This is a genomic window from Lentzea xinjiangensis (assembly GCF_900110955.1).
Lineage (GTDB): Bacteria > Actinomycetota > Actinomycetes > Mycobacteriales > Pseudonocardiaceae > Lentzea > Lentzea xinjiangensis.
This window is the reverse complement of sequence record NZ_FOFR01000016.1, coordinates 82,738-99,739: the sequence shown is the minus strand read 5'-3', so window position 1 is coordinate 99,739 and position 17,002 is coordinate 82,738. Positions and strand designations below refer to the sequence as shown.

The window sequence follows — 17,002 nt, the reverse complement described above, 5'->3', positions numbered from 1 at the left end:
AAGGAACAAGGACCCTCCCGTGCAGACCCACGAGATCATCAAGCGCTTCCGCGAGCACTTCGAGCGCAACGGGCACAAGTACGTCCCCTCGTCCTCACTGCTGCTCGACGACCCGAACCTGCTGTTCGTCAACGCCGGCATGGTGCCGTTCAAGCCGTATTTCCTCGGCGAGGCCCCGCCGCCCGCCCCGCGCATGACGAGCATCCAGAAGTGCGTGCGCACGCCCGACATCGACGAGGTCGGCAAGACGACGCGGCACCTCACGTTCTTCCAGATGGCCGGCAACTTCTCGATCGGCGACTACTTCAAGGAAGACGCCATCAGGTTCGCCTGGGAACTGGTCACCGGCTCGCAGGACGCCGGCGGCTACGGCTTCGACCCCGAGCGCATCTGGGTCACCGTCTACCAGGACGACGACGAGGCCATCGAGCTGTGGCAGAAGGTCGCCGGCCTGCCGACCGAGCGCATCCAGCGCCGGGACGGCAAGGACAACTACTGGGACATGGGCGTGCCCGGTCCCGGCGGCCCCTGCTCGGAGATCTACTTCGACCGCGGTCCCGAGTACGGCCGCGAGGGCGGGCCCGTCGTCGACGAGGACCGCTACCTGGAGATCTGGAACCTGGTCTTCATGCAGGACGTCCGCGGCGAGCTGAGCCCCAAGGAGGGCCACCGGCCGATCGGGTCCCTGCCCGCCAAGAACATCGACACCGGCATGGGCGTCGAGCGCGTCGCCTACCTGTTGCAGGGCGTCGACAACGTCTACGAGACCGACCTCGTGCGCGCCGTCATCACCAAGGCCGAGGAGCTGTCCGGCCGCAAGTACGGCGACAGCGAGGTCGACGACGTCCGCTTCCGCGTGATCGCCGACCACGCCCGGTCCGGCGTGATGCTGGTCGGCGACGGCGTCACCCCCGGCAACGAGGCCCGCGGCTACGTGCTGCGCCGCCTGCTGCGCCGCATCGTGCGGTCGGCCCGCCTGCTCGGCGTCACCGAGCCGGTGCTGGTGCGGTTCGCCGAGGTCGTCCGCGACGCCATGGGCCCGGCCTACCCCGAGCTGGTCAGCGGCTTCGCCCGCATCGAGCAGGTGCTCAAGGCCGAAGAGGACACGTTCCTGCGGACGCTCGACGCCGGCTCGCGGATCTTCGAGAACGCCGCCGCCGAGGTGCGCTCCGACGGCCGCGCCACGCTGCCCGGCGCCAAGGCCTTCCAGCTGCACGACACCTACGGCTTCCCGATCGACCTCACGCTGGAGATGGCCTCCGAGGCCGGCCTGAGCGTCGACGAGGACGGCTTCCGCAAGCTGATGGCCGAGCAGCGCGCCCGCGCCAAGGCCGACGCCTCCGCCAAGAAGACCGGCCACGGCGACCAGAGCGTGTACCGCGAGCTGCTCGAGCAGGGCCCGACCGAGTTCACCGGCTACACCGAGCTCGCCTCCGAGGCCACGCTGCGCGGCATCGTGCTCAACGGCAAGCGGATCTCCTCCGCCAAGGAGGGCGACATCGTCGAGGTCGTCCTCGACCGCACGCCGCTCTACGCCGAGTCCGGTGGCCAGGAGTCCGACGCCGGCACGATCCTCACCGGCAACGCCGAGCTGGAAGTGCTCGACGTGCAGAAGGTCGCCCGCAAGCTGTGGGTGCACCAGGTGCGCGTCCGCTCCGGCGAGATCAGCGAGGGCGAGCACGTCGAGGCCCGCGTGGACCCGGAGTGGCGCGTCGGCGCCCGCCAGGGCCACTCCGGCACGCACGTCGTGCACGCCGCCCTGCGCCAGGTGCTCGGCCCGTCCGCCCTGCAGAGCGGTTCGTACAACAAGCCCGGCTACCTGCGGCTCGACTTCGCCTGGACCGGTGGCCTGTCCGCCGAGGCCCGCAGCGAGATCGAGGAGGTCTCGAACCTCGCCGTGCGCAAGGACCTGCCGGTCTCGGTCGTCTACACGGACATGGCCGGTGCCCAGGACATGGGTGCCGTCGCCCTGTTCGGCGAGACCTACGACGAGACGGTGCGCGTCGTCGAGATCGGCGGCCCGTGGTCGCGCGAGCTCTGCGGTGGCACGCACGTCGAGCACTCGTCGCAGATCGGCCCGATCACGCTGCTCGGCGAGTCGTCGGTCGGCTCCGGTGTGCGCCGCCTGGAGGCCTACGTCGGCATCGAGGCCATGCGGTTCCTGGCCAAGGAACGCGCCATCGTGCAGAACCTCTCCGACATGCTCAAGGTCGGCTCCGACGGCCTGCCCGAGCGGATCGAGTCCCTGGTCGAGCGGCTGAAGACCGCCGAGAAGGAGCTCGAGAAGGTCCGGGCCGCCCAGCTGCTCGGCAACGCCGGCTCGCTCGCCGACAAGGCCGTCGACATCCGCGGCCTGTCGCTCGTGGCCCTCGGCCTGGAGGGCGTGTCGGGCAACGACCTGCGCACCCTCGGCGGCGAGGTCCGCAACCGGCTCGGCGCCAAGCCCGGTGTGGTGGCCCTGTTCTCGGTCGACGGCGACAAGGTGAGCTTCGTGGTGGCCACCACGGCCGCCGCCCGCGACCTGGGCCTCGCCGCCGGCAAGCTCGTCCCGGTCTTCGGCCCGGCCATCGCCGCCCGCGGTGGCGGCAAGCCGGACCTGGCCCAGGGCGGCGGCACGAACCCCGCGGGGGTGCCCGAGGCCGTCAAGGCCCTCACGGACGAACTGGACAAGGTGCTTGAGCAGCGCTGATCCTGCCGGCCCCGGCGTCGGCGACCCGGGCCTCGGACGGAGGCTCGGCGTCGACGTCGGTTCGGTTCGCGTGGGGGTCTCCCTGAGCGATCCGGGTGCTTTCCTGGCGACTCCGCTGGTCACCCTGCAGCGTGACGAGAAGCGCGGCTCGGACCTCACCGAGCTCGTACACCTCGTGGCCGAACATGACGTCGTCGAGGTCGTGGTCGGCCTGCCCAGGACACTGGCCGGTCGGCACGGCCCGGCTGCGGAGGCGGCGACCGCGTACGCTGCGGCCTTGGCCGAACGCATCGCCCCCGTGCCGGTCCGGCTGAGCGACGAGCGGCTGACGACCGTCGTGGTGAGCCGGGTGCTGGCGCAGCGCGGTGTGAAGGGCAAGAAGCAGCGTGCCGTGGTCGACCAGGCCGCCGCTGTCGAGATCCTGCAGTCTTGGCTGGACGCACGGGCACGCACTGTGGCCGCCCGAAAGGACGAGGTGTGAGCGACGATCTCGGGTTGTTCACCGACCCCGAAGTGGATGAGCGACGCCCGCTCAAGCGCGACAAGAGCGCCCGCAACAAGGCGAAGAAGCGCAAGAAGACGATCCTGTGGCTCGTCGTGGCGCTGGTTCTCGCCGTGGGCATGGGCGGCGCGTACTACGGCTACCGGGAGTTGCGCGGCATCGGTTCGTACGACGACTACACCGGCAGCGGCGAGGCCGACGCCATCGTCGAGGTGCAGGACGGCGACGTGGTCGGCAAGATCGCGTCGACCCTGTACGACAACGGCGTCGTCGCCTCCGCGCGCGCCTTCATCGAGGCCGGCAAGACCGACGCCCGCGCGACGTCGATCCAGCCCGGCTTCTACCTGATGAAGACGAAGATGTCGGGCGAGCAGGCCGTGGCCAGGATGGTCGACCCGAAGACCCGCGTGCCGGCCGTCCAGATCATCGGCGGCTTGAAGCTCACCGACATCAAGGTGGGCGACAAGACCGTCAAGGGCGTCTACTCCAAGCTCGCCGACGCGAGTTGCACGGAGAAGGACGGCGCCAAGAAGTGCCTGACGGTCGACGAGATCAAGGCCGCCGCCGAGCAGACCGACCCGGTCGCCCTCGGCGTGCCGGACTGGGCGCTGGCGGACGTGAAGCGCGCCGACCCGCAGTTCCGGCTCGAAGGCCTGATCATGCGCGGCGTCTACCAGGTCAAGCCGGGCGTCTCGGCGGTGGAGCTGATCCGCAGCGTGGTCGTCGCGTCGGCGCAGAAGCTGCAGGGCGCCGGCATCCCCGGCGGCACCGTCAACACCGGCTTCCGCCCGTACGAGATCCTCGTGATGGCGTCGCTGATCGAGAAGGAAGCGATCGAGGAGGACTTCGCCAAGGTCTCGCAGGTGATCTACAACCGCCTGAAGAAGCCGATGCCGCTGCAGTTCGACTCGACCATCAACTACAAGAACAACCAGCCCCACATCCGCACCTCCGACGCGGACCGCGCGGCTCCCGGCCCGTACAACACCTACATCGGCCAGGGCCTGCCGCCGACCCCGATCGGCTCGCCCTCGCAGCAGGCGGTCGCCGCCGCGCTCAAGCCGGAGGGCGGCGACATCCTGTACTTCGTGAAGTGCAACACGAACGGCAGGTCGTGCTTCGCGACCACGTTCGAGGAGCACAACGCCAACGACCAGAAGGCCCAGCGGGAGGGCGTCTACTAGTGCGCAAGGCGGCGGTGATCGGTTCACCGATCGAGCACTCCCTGTCTCCCGTGCTGCACAACGCCGCGTACGCCGCGCTGGGCCTCGACTGGGAGTACACGCGGCTGGAGTGCGCCGAGGCCGACGTCCCGGCCCTGGTCTCGTCACTGGGGCCGGAGTGGGCCGGGCTGTCGTGCACGATGCCGACGAAGCGCGCCGCCCTGGCCTTCGCCTCGTCGGCGACGGCGCGGGCGTCGGCGGTCGGCGCGGCGAACACGCTGGTGCGCGTCGATTCCGGGTGGCACGCCGACTGCACCGATGTGGACGGCGTCGTGGGAGCGTTGCGGGAGAAGGGTTTCTCCGGCGGCAGGCACGGCGTCGTGCTGGGTGCCGGTGGCACGGCCACGGCCGCCCTGGCCGGGTTCGCCGAGCTGGGGCTCTCCTCGGTCTCCCTGGTGGTGCGGGACCCTTCCCGCGCCGGTGAGGCCGTCGAGACCGCTGCCAGGGTCGGGATCGGGGCAGAGGTGCTGGAACTGTCCTCTGTGGACCTGGCCGTGCTGGCCGGCGCCGCGGACGTCCTGGTGTCGACGGTGCCCGCCCCGGCCACGGCACCGCTGGCCTCCGCGCTGGCCCGCGCGCCGTACGTGTTGGACGTGATCTACCACCCGTGGCCCACGCCGGTGGCCGCGGCGGTCGCACAGACCGGCGCCCGGTTGGCCACCGGGCTGGACATGTTGCTGCACCAGGCTTTCGGGCAGGTGGAGCAGTTCACCGGCAAGCCGGCGCCGCGGGACGTGATGCGCGAGGCGCTGGACGCGGAGCTGGCGCTGCGCTCCTGACGCCGCTGCGTTCCTGCCGCTGGGTTCCTGACGCCGTGTTGGTGGCGCCGGGTTCCCGATGCCGCGTTCTCCGCCGCGCTCGTGGCGCTGTGCCCGTGACGCTGCGGTCCCGACACCACACCTCCGACGCTGTGCCCGCGACGCTGTGCCCGCGACGCTGTGCCTCCGACGCTGCGTCCCCGGCACCGCGCCCCCGATGCTGGCCCCCGCTGCGCCTCCGGCACCGCGCCCCCGACACTGGCCCCACACCGCGCCCCAACACGTCAGGGGCAGTCGAAGCCCGTGGCGGGCACGCCCTCCACCTGAGCCCGGCTCGCGACGGCCGTGCAGTAGAGCTGGAACTGCGCCAGTTTCGACAACCCCACCATGTCCTCGGGCAGCACGATGACGTTGGAGATGGCGTGGACCCGCGAGGACGAGGCGGGCACCTCGGTCAGCAGCCCCAGCCGCTTCTCCTCCTCGGTCAGGCCGGCGACGAGCAGGTTGATGGCCGTCGCGGTGTCGACGGTCCCGGTGTGGGAGCGGGTGCGCCGCACCAGGCCGTCCCGCCCGGCCGTCACCAGGTAGACGGTCAGCTCGTGCGACGACACCGTGGGCGCCTCGCCGCCGGTCAGCACCGGGGTCGGGCGCACGCCGCAGGACGCGATCACCAGGGCAAGCGCAAGGTGAAGACCGCACCGCCGGAAGGCGCGTTGGCCGCGGTGATGGTGCCGCCGTGCAGGCGTGCGTTCTCCCATGCGATCGCCAATCCCAGTCCGCTGCCCTCGGAACGGGAGCGGGCCGTGTCTGCCTTGTAGAAGCGGTCGAAGATGTGGGGGAGGGCGTCCGGCGGAATCCCCGGTCCGCTGTCGGAGACCTCGATCGCGTCCGGCCGCACGGCGACCCGCACCGGTGCGCCGCCGTGCTTGAGCGCGTTGCCGACGAGGTTCGCCACGACCACGTCGAGGCGGCGGCGGTCCACCCTGCCCACGACGCCCTCCGGCAGCTCGGCGTCGACCGCGGACGTCCAGCCGCGCGCGGCCAGCGTGTCGCGCACGGCGGTGCCGATGTCCCAGTCGTCGAGCTCCAGGACGTTGCGGCCCTCGTCGAAGCGGGAGATCTCCATCAGGTCGTTGACCAGCCGCGTGAGCTTGCGGGTCTCGGCGGATACCAGGCGCGCGGCCACGGCGGTGTCCTCTGGCAGCGAGCCGGCGTCCTCGTCCAGGACGGCCGTCACGGCGCTCATCGCGGTCAGCGGCGTGCGGAGCTCGTGGGACACGTCCGCGACGAACCGGCGGGACGCGGCCTGCGTGGCTTCGAGCTGTTCGGCGGCGCGGTTGAACGTGCGGGCGAGGTCCGCGAGCTCGTCGGAACCGCGGTCGTCGACGCGGGTGTCCAGCCGCCCGGAGCCCAGTGCCCTGGCCGCGGCGCCGAGCCGGCGGACGGGGCGCAGGACGCCGCGGGCGGTGAGCAGCGCGAGGCCCAGCGCGAGCGGCAGAACCAGGCTGACGCCGACCCAGGCGGCGGTGGCGAAGCTGTCGATGGCGCGCTGCGGGGCGTCCAACGAGGTCAGGGACCAGACCTCCACGCCGGTCGCGGTGCCGTCGGCGTGCAGCAGGGGGATGCCGATCACCACGTACGGGTGCGGCAGGTCGGTGCGGCGTTGCCAGAGGACGGTCCTGCTCGTCTTCAACGACTCGCGCATCTGCGCGGGGATGAACGACTGGTCGGGCCCGCTGCGGGAGCGCCGGCCCTCGAACAGCACCACCGCCGAGCCGCGCAGGTACGTGGCGAAGTCGTCGAGGTCCTGCTGGCGCGGCGGGACGGTCAGGCGCGGCGCGTAGATGCGGACGTCCTCCACCAGCGGGTTCATGAACCGGTTCTGGGCGTCCTCCAGCAGCAGGTTCCGCGCCGTCGCGTAGGTGGCTCCGGCCGCCGCCACCGCCCCCAGCAGGGTCAGGAGCAGGAAAGCGGCCATCAGCCTGGGTCGCAGGCCGCGGAACAACGACCTCATCGCGGGCCGAAGCGGTAACCGAAGCCGCGGACCGTGTGGACGTAGCCGGGCTCGGAGGGGACGTCCTCGATCTTCGCGCGCAGCCGTTGCACGCACGCGTCGACCAGGCGGGAGTCGCCGAGGTAGTCGTGCTCCCAGACGGCTTCGAGGATCTGCTGGCGGGTCAGCACACGGCCGGGCGTGCGGGACAGCTCCAGCAGCAGCTTCAGCTCGGTCGGGGTCAGCGCGACCTTCACGTCGTCCTTCAGCACCTGCAGGCCGGCGCGGTCGATCACCAGCGAGCCGTGCCGTTCCACGGCGGAGGGCTCGGGGACGGTCCGCCGCAGCACGGCGCGGATGCGGGCCTCCAGGACGCGCGGTTCGACGGGCTTCACCACGTAGTCGTCCGCACCCGCCTCCAGGCCCGCGACCACGTCGAAGTCGTCACCCCGCGCGGTGAGCATGATGATCGGCACCTCGGCCTGCACCCGCATCCGGCGGCACGTCTCGAAGCCGTCGATGCCCGGCAGCATGATGTCGAGGACGACGATGTCGGGACGGGACTCGCGCAGCCGCTCGACGCCTTCTTCGCCTGTTCCGGCCGCTCGGACGTCGTGCCCCTGGCGGCGCAACGCCAGCCCGAGCCCTTCACGCACGGACGGGTCGTCTTCGACCAGCAAGACCATCGCCACGAGATCCATTATCGGGCGGTGACGGCACCTGTGCTGCTTCTGTAGCGGAACTATGACATGGCGTGGACGTTCCCATATCCCGGCGCGCGGAGTCTCGATCGCATGGCCGGAAGTTTGCTGGGATTCCTCTTCACGTACTTCGCACTGGTGTGGACGACGTTCGGGCAGAAGGCGGAGAACGCCGCATTGCCCGAGGTTTCACTTCAACGGTCGTGGGCGTCTAACGTGGACATGGCGATCCTCGTCGCCGCTGTCCTCGTGGTGCTGTTCGCACGCAAGAAGGCGTTTCCGCCGTTGCTGGTGCTGGGTGGCTCGGTGCTGCTCGCGCAGGTGCTGAAGCTCTCCGTGCTGGTGCGTCCGCCGCTGGACGACGACGCGGTGCTGGTGCACAACAGCTTCCCGAGCGGGCACACGACGGCCGCGGTGGCGTCGGTGATCGCGGTGACGATGGCGGTGCCCCGGCGGTTCGCGCTCGTCGTGGCGGTGCCGGGGGCGATCGTCGCGGGGGCGGTCGCGGCGGAGGCGGTCTCGCTCGGCTGGCACCGGTTCAGCGACACGCTCGGCGCGGCGCTGCTGGTCTCGACGCTCGCGTTCCTCGTGCTGCGCGAGTGGACCGCGGGGCTCGTCGTGCCGCCCGCGCTCGCGGTGGGAGGTGTGTGGCTGGTGGTGACGTACCCCGGCGCCACGCCGCCGATGCTCTCGGGCGTCGTGACCGCCGGGGTCGTCCTGCACTTCGGGTGGGTCGTGGGCGGTCCCGGCCGTCGGGGTGGCCAGGACCGCTCACGACCGCCGCACGACTCAGTCGTCGTGGTCGGTGGCGATCAGCCCGGCGATGACGTCCAGAGCGTCGTCCGCTCCGTCCCCGTCGGCGCTGAGCACCACCTCGTCACCGTGCATGGCGCCGAGGGTCATCAGACCCAGGACGCTCGCCGCGTCCACGGCTTCGCCACCGTCCTTGCGGATGGTGACCGTGACCGGCTGGTCGGCGGCGGCCTTCGCCAGCAGTGCGGCAGGCCGGGCGTGCAGTCCGACCTTGCTGGCCACGGTGACCCGTCGCTCGGCCATGATGGTTCCTCCCGTAGAGCTGGTGCTTAGTTCTCGGTCTTCGGCTCGCGGACGTCGGTCCGCGTGGTGCGGGCCTCGTCCCGGCCGCTGCCGACGATGCTCTCATCGGCCTCCGGCGACTCGTCGTCCTCACGGCCCGGCGTCTTCAGGTTCCACTTCGTGATGACGAAGCGGAACAGGAAGTAGTAGATCACCGCGTAGATGAGACCGAGGATGATGAGCAGCCACGGCTTCTGGGCGATGTTCCAGTTGAGGATGAAGTCGATCGCACCAGCCGAGAACGAGAAGCCGTCGTGGGCGCCCAGGGCGTTCGAGATCGCGAGCGACGTGCCGGTCAGCACCGCGTGGATCAGGTACAGCGGCCACGCCACGAACATGAACGCGAACTCGAGCGGCTCCGTCACACCGGTGATGAACGCGGTGAGCGCGGCGGAGCCCATGATGCCGCCGATGAGCTTGCGCTGGCTCGGGCGCGCGGTGTGCACGATCGCGAGCGCGGCGGCCGGCAGGGCGAACATCAGGATCGGGAAGAAGCCGGTCTGGAACGTGCCGGCGGTCGGGTCGCCCGCGAGGAAGCGCGGGATGTCACCGGTCTTCTCGTTGTACTCGCCGAACTGGAACCACACGACGTTGTTGAGGATGTGGTGCAGGCCCAGCGGGATCAGCAGGCGGTTGACGACACCGTAGATGAACGCACCGATGATCGTGCTGCCGGTGACCCACTCGCCGATGGCGGTCAGGCCGGCGTCGAACCACGGGTACACGAGGCCCAGCAGGACGCCGACGAGCACCATCACACCGGCGACGATGATCGGCACGAACCGGCGGCCGCCGAAGAAGGCCAGGTACGGCGGCAGCTTGATGCGGTGGTACTTCTGCCACAGCAGCGCCGTCAGGACACCGACGACGATACCGCCGAGCACCCCGTAGTTGATCACTTCCGGCTTGGCGGCCGGGTCGGTCGGCTGGTCGAGGACCAGCGGCGACATCGCCTTGAAGACGCTCGTCAGCACGACGTAGCCGACGACGCCGGCGAGCGCGGTGGAACCGTCACCGCGCCGGGCGAACCCGACGGCGATGCCGACCGCGAACAGCAGGGCGAGGTTGCTGAACAGCGCGTCGCCTGCCGCACCGATCACCGCGGCGACGGCGTTCCAGCCGAGACCGTCCTTGCCCAGCATGTCGGGTTGACCAAAGCGGAGCAGGAGGCCTGCCGCGGGCAGCACGGCGATCGGCAGCATCAGGCTGCGACCGAAGCGTTGCAACGTGGCGAGGCCCTTGATCTCACGACCACCGGTCTGTGCGGCGTCCGTGCTCATCGGGTACCTCCCTTGGCGGAGTTCGGTCCGGTACCCGGGGCGGTCCGGTCCAGTTGCATGGTCACCTGGTAGAGATCGCCCCGGTACCAGGAAGTCACATCTTCACAAGGCCGGCCCTGGGAGCTGGCGACCCTCCTGAACACGAGCAGCGGGCTGCCCTTGCGGACGTCGAGCGCCTTCGCGGTCTCCGCGTCGGCGGTCTCGGCCCACACGGTCTGCCGCGCGTGGTCGAGCTGCACCCCGTACTTCGTCGCGAAGAGCTCGTAGAGCGACCCGCTCAGGTCGCACCGGTCGAGCTCGGGCAGCAGGTGCGGGCTGTACCAACCGGTCTCCAGCGCCAACGGCGCCCCGTCGGCCATGCGCAGCCGCACGACGCGATAGGCGTACTCGTCGGGGTCGAGCCCCAGCGACGCCTTCGACCCGGGCACCGCCTGGCCGCTGCTGATCACCTCGGTGCTGGGCTCCAGCCCGCGCGCCTTCATGTCCGAGGTGAACGAGGCCAGCAGGTGCTGCAGGTCGTAGCGCCGCCGGGCGGTGAACGTCCCGCGGCCCTTGGCCCGCGTGAGCAGGCCCTCGGCGACCAGCTGGCCGACCGCGGCCCGCACCGTGATGCGGGAGACCCCGTACCGCTCGGCGAGGTCGCGTTCGGACGGGATCGGCGAACCGGGTGCGAGGTCCTGCTCGGCGAGCCGGCGCAGGATCTCGCGCAGTTGCGCGTGTTTGGGCTTCGGCCCCTCCACGATCTCGTGCACTCGCTCACCTCCTCGCTAGTGGTACTTTCCGGTCTAGACCAGTTGGTGCGGGAGAATGCTCCGCACACTGAGCGGGTGTCAACCGCTGTTACGCGAACGAGAGGTACGAACGTGGCTGACGACAAGGCGCAGAAGATCATCGACGCGCTGGGTGGCGCGGACAACATCGTCGAGATCGAGCCGTGCATCACCCGGCTGCGCTGTGAGCTCGAGGACGGCTCCGTGGTCGACGAGAAGGCCCTGAAGGCGTTGGGAGCACACGGCGTCATGCGTTCGGGCAACGTCGTCCAGGTCGTCGTCGGCCCCGAGGCGGACACGATCGCGTCGGACATCGAGGACCTGCTGTGAGCCTGCGCGTGGGCAGCCCCGTCGCCGGCCGGGTGGTCGCGCTCTCCGCCGTGCCGGACCCCGTCTTCTCGCAGGCGATGGTCGGCCCCGGCGTCGCCGTCGAGCCGGCGCGCGAGAAGGCCGACGTCGTCTCGCCCGTCGACGGCACGGTCGTGACGCTGCACCCGCACGCGTTCGTGGTGGCCACCGGTGACGGCGCCGCGGTGCTGGTCCACCTCGGCATCGACACCGTGAAGCGCAAGGGCGAGGGCTTCGAGCTGCACGTGGTCAAGGGCGAGCAGGTCCAGGCCGGTCAGCGGATCGTGACGTGGGACCCGGCCGAGGTCGAGGCGGCCGGGTTCGCGCCGATCTGCCCCGTGATCGCGCTGGACGCCTCCGCTGAGGTGCTCGGCGACTTCGCCGTGGACGTCGACGTGACGGCGAACGACACCCTGTTCGACTGGTCCCGCTGACGCACACCGCCGGTTCCGGGCGTTCTGCCAGCCCGGGATGAGGCACCGTGGGCTCGTGCGTGAATGGACCGCTCACGACGGGCCGAGATTCGTGCCCAGGTCGTACCGAGCAGGACCGTGGTGGCCATGACCACGGTCCTGCTCGCGTTCCTCCTGGGTTCGTCGTGGACGGTCGCCGCCGTCCTGGACGCGCCGCCCTCCTCGTTCGTGCTGGCGTGCTTCGGCGTCGTGCTCGCGCTGACCGACCTGCGGCACCACCGGTTGCCGGACGCGCTGACGCTCCCGCTGGCCGCCTCGCTGCTGCTCCTCGAGTCCCACCGGCTCCCGGCCGCGCTGCTGTCGGCGCTCGTCTTCGGCGGCGCCCACCTCGCCGTCCGCCGCTGCCGGCCCGCCCTCATGGGCGGCGGGGACGTGAAGCTCGCCTTCGGGCTCGGCCTGCCCCTCGCCCTGCCGTCGCTCCTGCCGGCGGCGGTCCTGTCCGGCGCGGTCACGCTCGCCGTCGCGGCGCTCAGGCGTGCGCGCGCGGTGCCGCACGGACCCGGCTTGCTGGCCGCCACCTGGGCGTTGACGACGCTGTGAAAGGATTGTGAACGTGCTGCGCTGGATCACCGCTGGAGAGTCACACGGCCCCGCCCTCGTCGCCGTCCTGGAGGGCATGCCCGCCGGTGTCGAGGTGACCACCGACGACCTCGTCGCCCAGCTCGGCCGCCGCAGGCTCGGGTTCGGCCGCTCGCCCAGGATGGGCTTCGAGCAGGACGAGGTCGAGATCCTCGGCGGCGTGCGCCACGGCAGGACGCAGGGCGGCCCGATCGCGGTCACCATCGGCAACACCGAGTGGCCCAAGTGGCAGACGGTCATGTCGCCGGACCCGGTCGACCCCGGCCTGCTCAAGCCGACCGGCCGCAACGAGGCCCTGACGCGGCCTCGGCCGGGCCACGCGGACCTGCCCGGCATGCAGAAGTTCGGCTTCGACGAGGCCAGGCCGGTGCTGGAGCGGGCGTCGGCCCGCGAGACGGCGGCGCGGACCGCGCTGGGCACCGTCGCGCGGCAGTTCCTGCAGCAGTTGCTGGGCGTGCGGATCCTCAGCCACGTGGTGTCGATCGGCAAGGCCGAGACGCCCGAGGACGCGGCGTTGCCCACACCGGACGACCTGGCCGCGATCGACGAGTCGCCGACGCGCTGCTTCGACCCCCGCGGCACCGAGGCGATGGTCGCCGAGGTCGAGGCCGTGAAGGACGCCGGTGACACCGTCGGCGGCGTGATCGAGGTGCTCGCCTACGGGCTGCCGCCGGGCCTGGGCTCGCACGTGCACTGGGACCGCCGCCTCGACGCGCGCCTGGCCGCCGCCCTGATGGGCGTGCAGGCCATGAAGGGTGTGGAGATCGGCGACGGCTTCACGTCGGCCAAGCGCTGGGGGTCGCAGGCCCACGACGAGATCGACCGCGGCAGCGGCCCCGTCGGCGTCACGCGCCGCTCGAACCGCGCCGGCGGCCTCGAGGGCGGCATCACCAACGGCGAGATCCTCCGCGCCCGCGTGGCGATGAAGCCCATCTCGACCGTCCCGCGCGCACTGTCCACGGTGGACGTCCGCACCGGCGAGCCCGCCGTCGCGATCCACCAGCGCTCCGACGTCTGCGCCGTGCCGCGCGCGGGCGTGGTGCTGGAGTCCGTGGTGGCGCTCGTGCTGGCCGAGGCCGCGCTGGAGAAGTTCGGCGGCGACTCGCTCGACGAGACGCGCCGCAACGCCCACGCCTACCTCAAGGCCCTGGAAGCCCGCTGGGAGGGCCTGTGAGCCCCCGGTGCGTGGTGGTCGGGCCTCCCGGGGCCGGCAAGACCACCGTCAGCGAGCTGCTGGCCGAGCGGCTCGGCGTCGGCTTCCGCGACGTCGACGCCGACATCGTCGAGACGGCGGGCAAGCCGATCTCCGACATCTTCACCGACGACGGCGAGCAGGTCTTCCGCGCGCTGGAGGAGGAAGCGGTCGCCAAGGCGCTGGCGGAGCACGACGGCGTGCTCGCCCTGGGCGGCGGTGCGGTGCTGTCGCCCAGGACCCGTGAGCTGTTGCGCGACCACACGGTCGTATTCCTGAACGTCGGCATGGCCGAGGGCGTGCGCCGCACCGGCCTGTCCTCCGCGCGGCCGCTGCTGTCCGGCGTCAACCCGCGTTCGACGTTCAAGGCGCTGCTGGACGCGCGCCTGCCGCTGTACCGCGAGGTCGCGACGATCGAGGTGCTGACGGACTCGTTGGACCCCGAACAGGTGACCGACGCGGTGATCGAGGGAGTTGGACAATGACCGAGCCCGTCCGCATCCGGGTCGCCGCCGAGAAGCCCTACGAGGTGCTGGTCGGCCGCGGCCTGCTCGGCGACATCGCCGAGTTCCTCGGTGCCAGTGCCAAGGTCGCGATCGTGCACCAGCCGACGCTGGGCCCGACCGCCGAGGTGCTGGTCGAGGAGCTCAAGGCCGCCGGCGTCGACGCGCACCGCGTCGAGGTCCCCGACGCCGAGGACGGCAAGGACCTCGCCGTCGCCGGCTTCTGCTGGGACGTGCTGGGCAAGATCGGCCTCGGCCGCCAGGACGTCGTCGTCGGCCTGGGCGGCGGCGCGGTGACGGACCTGGCGGGCTTCGTCGCCTCCACCTGGATGCGCGGCGTGCGGCTGGTGAACATCCCGACGACGCTGCTCGGCATGGTGGACGCCGCGATCGGCGGCAAGACCGGCATCAACACCGACGCGGGCAAGAACCTCGTCGGCACCTTCTACGAGCCGGACGCCGTCTTCGTCGACCTCGCGACCCTGGAGACGCTGCCGCGCAACGAGCTCGTCGCCGGCATGGCCGAGATCGTGAAGGGCGGCTTCATCGCCGACCCGGTCATCCTCGACCTGATCGAGGCCGACCCGGCCGAGGCCGTGGACCCCGCGGGCGACGTGCTCCCGGAACTGGTCCGCCGCAAGATCCAGGTCAAGGCCGACGTCGTCACCGGCGACCTGCGCGAGTCGTCCCTGCGCGAGATCCTGAACTACGGCCACACCCTGGGCCACGCGATCGAACGCCGCGAGCGCTACCGCTGGCGCCACGGCGCCGCCATCAGCGTGGGCCTGGTCTTCGCCGCGGAGCTGGCCCGCCTCGCCGGCCGCCTGGACGACGCGACGGCCGACCGCCACAGGTCCGTGCTCCAGCTGCTCGGCCTGCCGACCTCCTACGACCCGGACGCCCTCCCGCAGCTCCTGGAGGGCATGAAGGTCGACAAGAAGAACAAGGCGGGCGTCCTCCGCTTCGTCGTGCTGGACGGCCTCGCGAAGCCGGGCCGCCTGGAAGGCCCGGACCCGGCCCTGATCGCCGCCGCGTACTCGGCCGTCGCCGCCGAGCCGTCGCCCGGCTCCGGCGCCGGTTCGGGGAAGGTGCTGCTGTGAGGGTCCTGGTCCTGAACGGCCCCAACCTCGACCGCCTCGGCACCCGCGAGCCGGACGTCTACGGCCGCACCACCTACGCCGACCTGGTCCAGATGTGCGTGGCCGAGGGCAAGGAGCTCAACTTCGAGGTCGAGGTCCGCCAGACCGCCCACGAGGGCGAGATGGTCGCGTGGCTGCACGAGGCCGCCGACACCTCCACCCCGGTCGTGCTCAACGGCGCCGCCTGGACGCACTACTCGATCGCGCTGCGCGACGCCTGCTCCCAGCTCACGGCCCCGCTGGTCGAGGTGCACATCTCGAACATCCACCAGCGCGAGGAGTTCCGGCACCACAGCGTCATCTCGGCGGTGGCTAGCGGCGTGATCGTGGGGCTGGGCGTCGAGGGCTACCTGCTGGCGCTGCGCTGGCTGGCGCTCAGGAGGTAGGGCCGTTCTCCACGGACCTGGTCGGCGCTGAGGGGTCGGCCGGACGCGGCGATCGGGGTTGTCGTGCCGGACGGGCTGGTAGCCGCGTGGGCCAGGGCTGGTAGCCGTGTGGCCACGTCGGCGCTCGCAGTCCGTCCCGTACCCGGCCTCACGCCGAGGCCCGTCCACCTCCTACCGGCTGGCGCCGACGGGCCACGACCCACCGCTCACCGGTGCCGCATCCACAGGTTCGTCTCCTCGTACAGCCCCCGGTCGCGCTCGCGGTCGATCTCGACGAGGTCCAGCCCGCCCGGCACGACGTAGCGGCCGGTCTGCGGGAACGCCATGCCGGTCCACTCCTCCCACTGCGCGACGCTGCCGGACACCACCATCGACCGGGGCGCCGGTCCCAGGACGGTGGCGCCGAGGCGTTGGTGCGTCCGGATCCACGGGTCCAGGTGTAGGCCGTCCTCGCGGGTCCACCGCTGGAAGTCCGCCATCGGCGTCAGCGGGTAGCTCGCCTTGAGCGTCGGCCGCACCGGCACGACCACGCGCCGCAACCCGGCCTCCTCCGCGCGCTCGCGCAGGGCGGTGAGCACCGTTCCCGCCAGCCCGCCCCCGGTGCGGCCGGGCCGGACGGTGGCGGCCACGACGCACAGGGTGTCCGGCTCGATCCCGCTCTCGTGCTCGGCTACCGCCGTGACGATCGCGCCGTCGTACCCCCCGTCCGGCAGGGCCGATGGCCGGCCGTCCCAGCGCAGCGCCACCGCGGTGGCTCTGGCCAGCACCGTGTCGTCGTCCTCCACGAGCAGCACGTCGAAGCGGGGGAAGTACCGTGCCACCGCGGCGCGGTGGTCGTTCGAGACGGGGTCGCGCAGCACGAACGCCGGCCACCCGGTGCGGAGCGGAGCCTGGGCACTGCCCTGGAGGTCGGGCCGGTCGCCGTTCGTGACGATCTTCATCGGTCGATGGTAGGGATGCGGGGGGAGCGCGCGGTGCTGCACCACGTCGAACTGTGGGTGCCGGACCTCGCCCGAGCCGAGGCCTCGTTCGGGTGGCTCTTCCCGGCGCTCGGCTGGACCGAGTTCCAGCGCTGGGAGGCGGGGGTCAGCTGGAAGTCCGGCGGGACGTACGTCGTGGTCGAGCAGTCCCCGGCCCTGACCGGTCCACACGATCGGATGAAAGCGGGCCTCAACCACCTGGCCTTACACGCGGGTGCCCGTGCCGACGTCGACCGCCTCACCGGCGAGGCGCCGCGCAACGGCTGGCGGCTGTTGTTCGCCGACCGGCACCCGTTCGCCGGCGGGCCCGGTCACTACGCGGCGTTCCTGGAGAACGAGGACGGCTTCGAGGTCGAGCTCGTCGCAAGCCCGGCCACCGGCTGACCGCTTC

Annotated in this window: 19 protein-coding genes and 1 pseudogene; 13 read left to right on the top strand and 7 right to left on the bottom strand. The window is 71.5% G+C overall.

Annotated elements, in window-relative coordinates:
* Positions 1-19 precede the first annotated feature (19 nt).
* Genes alaS through BMW88_RS28990 form a run of 4 tightly spaced genes read left to right on the top strand, consistent with a single transcriptional unit; the run spans position 20 to position 5,193 of the window.
* Positions 20-2,689 carry an alanine--tRNA ligase gene (alaS, locus tag BMW88_RS29005; protein ID WP_089956432.1) on the top strand — a complete coding sequence of 890 codons (2,670 nt, stop codon included), beginning with the start codon at positions 20-22 and terminating at the stop codon, positions 2,687-2,689.
* Positions 2,676-3,170 carry a Holliday junction resolvase RuvX gene (gene ruvX, locus BMW88_RS29000; protein WP_089956428.1) on the top strand — a complete coding sequence of 165 codons (495 nt, stop codon included), beginning with the start codon at positions 2,676-2,678 and terminating at the stop codon, positions 3,168-3,170. Before alaS ends, ruvX begins: the two co-directional genes overlap by 14 nt.
* Positions 3,167-4,375: an endolytic transglycosylase MltG gene (mltG, locus tag BMW88_RS28995; protein ID WP_089956424.1), complete on the top strand. Its 1,209-nt coding sequence runs from the start codon at positions 3,167-3,169 to the stop codon at positions 4,373-4,375. The genes ruvX and mltG overlap by 4 nt, the downstream gene beginning before the upstream one ends.
* Positions 4,375-5,193 (top strand): shikimate dehydrogenase, encoded by an 819-nt coding sequence (locus BMW88_RS28990; protein ID WP_245778131.1) that lies wholly within the window; start codon positions 4,375-4,377, stop codon positions 5,191-5,193. The genes mltG and BMW88_RS28990 overlap by 1 nt, the downstream gene beginning before the upstream one ends.
* A 263-nt stretch (positions 5,194-5,456) precedes the next feature.
* Here BMW88_RS28990 and BMW88_RS28985 read toward each other — a convergent pair whose 3' ends face one another.
* Genes BMW88_RS28985 through BMW88_RS28975 form a run of 3 tightly spaced genes read right to left on the bottom strand, consistent with a single transcriptional unit; the run spans position 5,457 to position 7,857 of the window.
* On the bottom strand, positions 5,457-5,843 hold the full coding sequence (locus BMW88_RS28985; protein ID WP_089956421.1) for a hypothetical protein: 387 nt from the start codon (positions 5,841-5,843) through the stop codon (positions 5,457-5,459).
* Entirely contained in the window at positions 5,840-7,186 is a 1,347-nt protein-coding gene (locus tag BMW88_RS28980) for a sensor histidine kinase (RefSeq protein WP_089956419.1), read from the bottom strand. Before BMW88_RS28980 ends, BMW88_RS28985 begins: the two co-directional genes overlap by 4 nt.
* The gene (locus BMW88_RS28975; RefSeq protein WP_089956742.1) at positions 7,183-7,857 is read right to left on the bottom strand and encodes a response regulator transcription factor; all 675 of its coding nucleotides are present in this window, start codon (positions 7,855-7,857) and stop codon (positions 7,183-7,185) included. The genes BMW88_RS28980 and BMW88_RS28975 overlap by 4 nt, the downstream gene beginning before the upstream one ends.
* Positions 7,858-7,914: 57 nt before the next feature.
* On the opposite strand from BMW88_RS28975, the pseudogene BMW88_RS43560 reads away from it, so the two are divergent.
* Positions 7,915-8,448 (top strand): annotated as a pseudogene (locus BMW88_RS43560) (phosphatase PAP2 family protein); the annotation flags it as partial.
* Positions 8,449-8,655: 207 nt separating this feature from the next.
* Here BMW88_RS43560 and BMW88_RS42210 read toward each other — a convergent pair.
* Genes BMW88_RS42210 through BMW88_RS28960 form a run of 3 tightly spaced genes read right to left on the bottom strand, consistent with a single transcriptional unit; the run spans position 8,656 to position 10,993 of the window.
* The gene (locus tag BMW88_RS42210) at positions 8,656-8,922 is read right to left on the bottom strand and encodes an HPr family phosphocarrier protein (RefSeq protein ID WP_177221439.1); all 267 of its coding nucleotides are present in this window, start codon (positions 8,920-8,922) and stop codon (positions 8,656-8,658) included.
* 26 nt (positions 8,923-8,948) lie between these two features.
* Positions 8,949-10,241 carry a PTS transporter subunit EIIC gene (locus tag BMW88_RS28965; RefSeq protein ID WP_089956415.1) on the bottom strand — a complete coding sequence of 431 codons (1,293 nt, stop codon included), beginning with the start codon at positions 10,239-10,241 and terminating at the stop codon, positions 8,949-8,951.
* Positions 10,238-10,993, bottom strand: coding sequence for a GntR family transcriptional regulator (locus tag BMW88_RS28960; protein WP_089956412.1), 756 nt, complete (start codon positions 10,991-10,993; stop codon positions 10,238-10,240). The genes BMW88_RS28965 and BMW88_RS28960 overlap by 4 nt, the downstream gene beginning before the upstream one ends.
* Positions 10,994-11,104: 111 nt before the next feature.
* Here BMW88_RS28960 and BMW88_RS28955 point away from each other — a divergent pair, with 111 nt between their 5' ends.
* From BMW88_RS28955 to aroQ, 7 genes are all read left to right on the top strand, one after another.
* Positions 11,105-11,341: a PTS sugar transporter subunit IIB gene (locus BMW88_RS28955; protein WP_089956410.1), complete on the top strand. Its 237-nt coding sequence runs from the start codon at positions 11,105-11,107 to the stop codon at positions 11,339-11,341.
* Positions 11,338-11,793: a PTS sugar transporter subunit IIA gene (locus BMW88_RS28950; protein ID WP_089956407.1), complete on the top strand. Its 456-nt coding sequence runs from the start codon at positions 11,338-11,340 to the stop codon at positions 11,791-11,793. The genes BMW88_RS28955 and BMW88_RS28950 overlap by 4 nt, the downstream gene beginning before the upstream one ends.
* 126 nt (positions 11,794-11,919) lie before the next feature.
* Positions 11,920-12,372: a prepilin peptidase gene (locus BMW88_RS28945; RefSeq protein ID WP_089956405.1), complete on the top strand. Its 453-nt coding sequence runs from the start codon at positions 11,920-11,922 to the stop codon at positions 12,370-12,372.
* A gap of 13 nt (positions 12,373-12,385) precedes the next feature.
* Positions 12,386-13,585 carry a chorismate synthase gene (gene aroC / locus BMW88_RS28940; protein WP_089956741.1) on the top strand — a complete coding sequence of 400 codons (1,200 nt, stop codon included), beginning with the start codon at positions 12,386-12,388 and terminating at the stop codon, positions 13,583-13,585.
* Positions 13,582-14,088, top strand: a complete 507-nt coding sequence (locus BMW88_RS28935; protein WP_089956402.1) for a shikimate kinase — start codon at positions 13,582-13,584, stop codon at positions 14,086-14,088. The genes aroC and BMW88_RS28935 overlap by 4 nt, the downstream gene beginning before the upstream one ends.
* Positions 14,085-15,206 (top strand): 3-dehydroquinate synthase, encoded by a 1,122-nt coding sequence (gene aroB / locus BMW88_RS28930; RefSeq protein WP_089956399.1) that lies wholly within the window; start codon positions 14,085-14,087, stop codon positions 15,204-15,206. The genes BMW88_RS28935 and aroB overlap by 4 nt, the downstream gene beginning before the upstream one ends.
* A complete protein-coding gene (gene aroQ, locus BMW88_RS28925) occupies positions 15,203-15,631 on the top strand; it encodes a type II 3-dehydroquinate dehydratase (protein ID WP_089956395.1) in 429 nt (142 codons plus the stop codon). The genes aroB and aroQ overlap by 4 nt, the downstream gene beginning before the upstream one ends.
* A 206-nt stretch (positions 15,632-15,837) precedes the next feature.
* Here the strand turns inward: aroQ and BMW88_RS28920 are convergent, their stop codons facing one another.
* Positions 15,838-16,572 (bottom strand): GNAT family N-acetyltransferase, encoded by a 735-nt coding sequence (locus BMW88_RS28920; RefSeq protein WP_089956392.1) that lies wholly within the window; start codon positions 16,570-16,572, stop codon positions 15,838-15,840.
* Positions 16,573-16,587: 15 nt separating this feature from the next.
* On the opposite strand from BMW88_RS28920, the gene BMW88_RS28915 reads away from it, so the two are divergent.
* Positions 16,588-16,995 carry a VOC family protein gene (locus BMW88_RS28915; RefSeq protein WP_245778130.1) on the top strand — a complete coding sequence of 136 codons (408 nt, stop codon included), beginning with the start codon at positions 16,588-16,590 and terminating at the stop codon, positions 16,993-16,995.
* Positions 16,996-17,002 lie beyond the last annotated feature (7 nt).

Excerpts from the sequence above, each read along its gene's own strand:
- BMW88_RS28980 (WP_089956419.1), bottom strand. The coding sequence starts at position 7,186 with ATGAGGTCGTTGTTCCGCGGCCTGCGACCCAGGCTGATGGCCGCTTTC.
- BMW88_RS42210 (WP_177221439.1), bottom strand. The coding sequence starts at position 8,922 with ATGGCCGAGCGACGGGTCACCGTGGCCAGCAAGGTCGGACTGCACGCC.
- BMW88_RS28965 (WP_089956415.1), bottom strand. The coding sequence starts at position 10,241 with ATGAGCACGGACGCCGCACAGACCGGTGGTCGTGAGATCAAGGGCCTC.
- BMW88_RS28945 (WP_089956405.1), top strand. The coding sequence starts at position 11,920 with ATGACCACGGTCCTGCTCGCGTTCCTCCTGGGTTCGTCGTGGACGGTC.
- aroB (WP_089956399.1), top strand. The coding sequence starts at position 14,085 with ATGACCGAGCCCGTCCGCATCCGGGTCGCCGCCGAGAAGCCCTACGAG.
- BMW88_RS28920 (WP_089956392.1), bottom strand. The coding sequence starts at position 16,572 with ATGAAGATCGTCACGAACGGCGACCGGCCCGACCTCCAGGGCAGTGCC.
- BMW88_RS28915 (WP_245778130.1), top strand. The coding sequence starts at position 16,588 with ATGCGGGGGGAGCGCGCGGTGCTGCACCACGTCGAACTGTGGGTGCCG.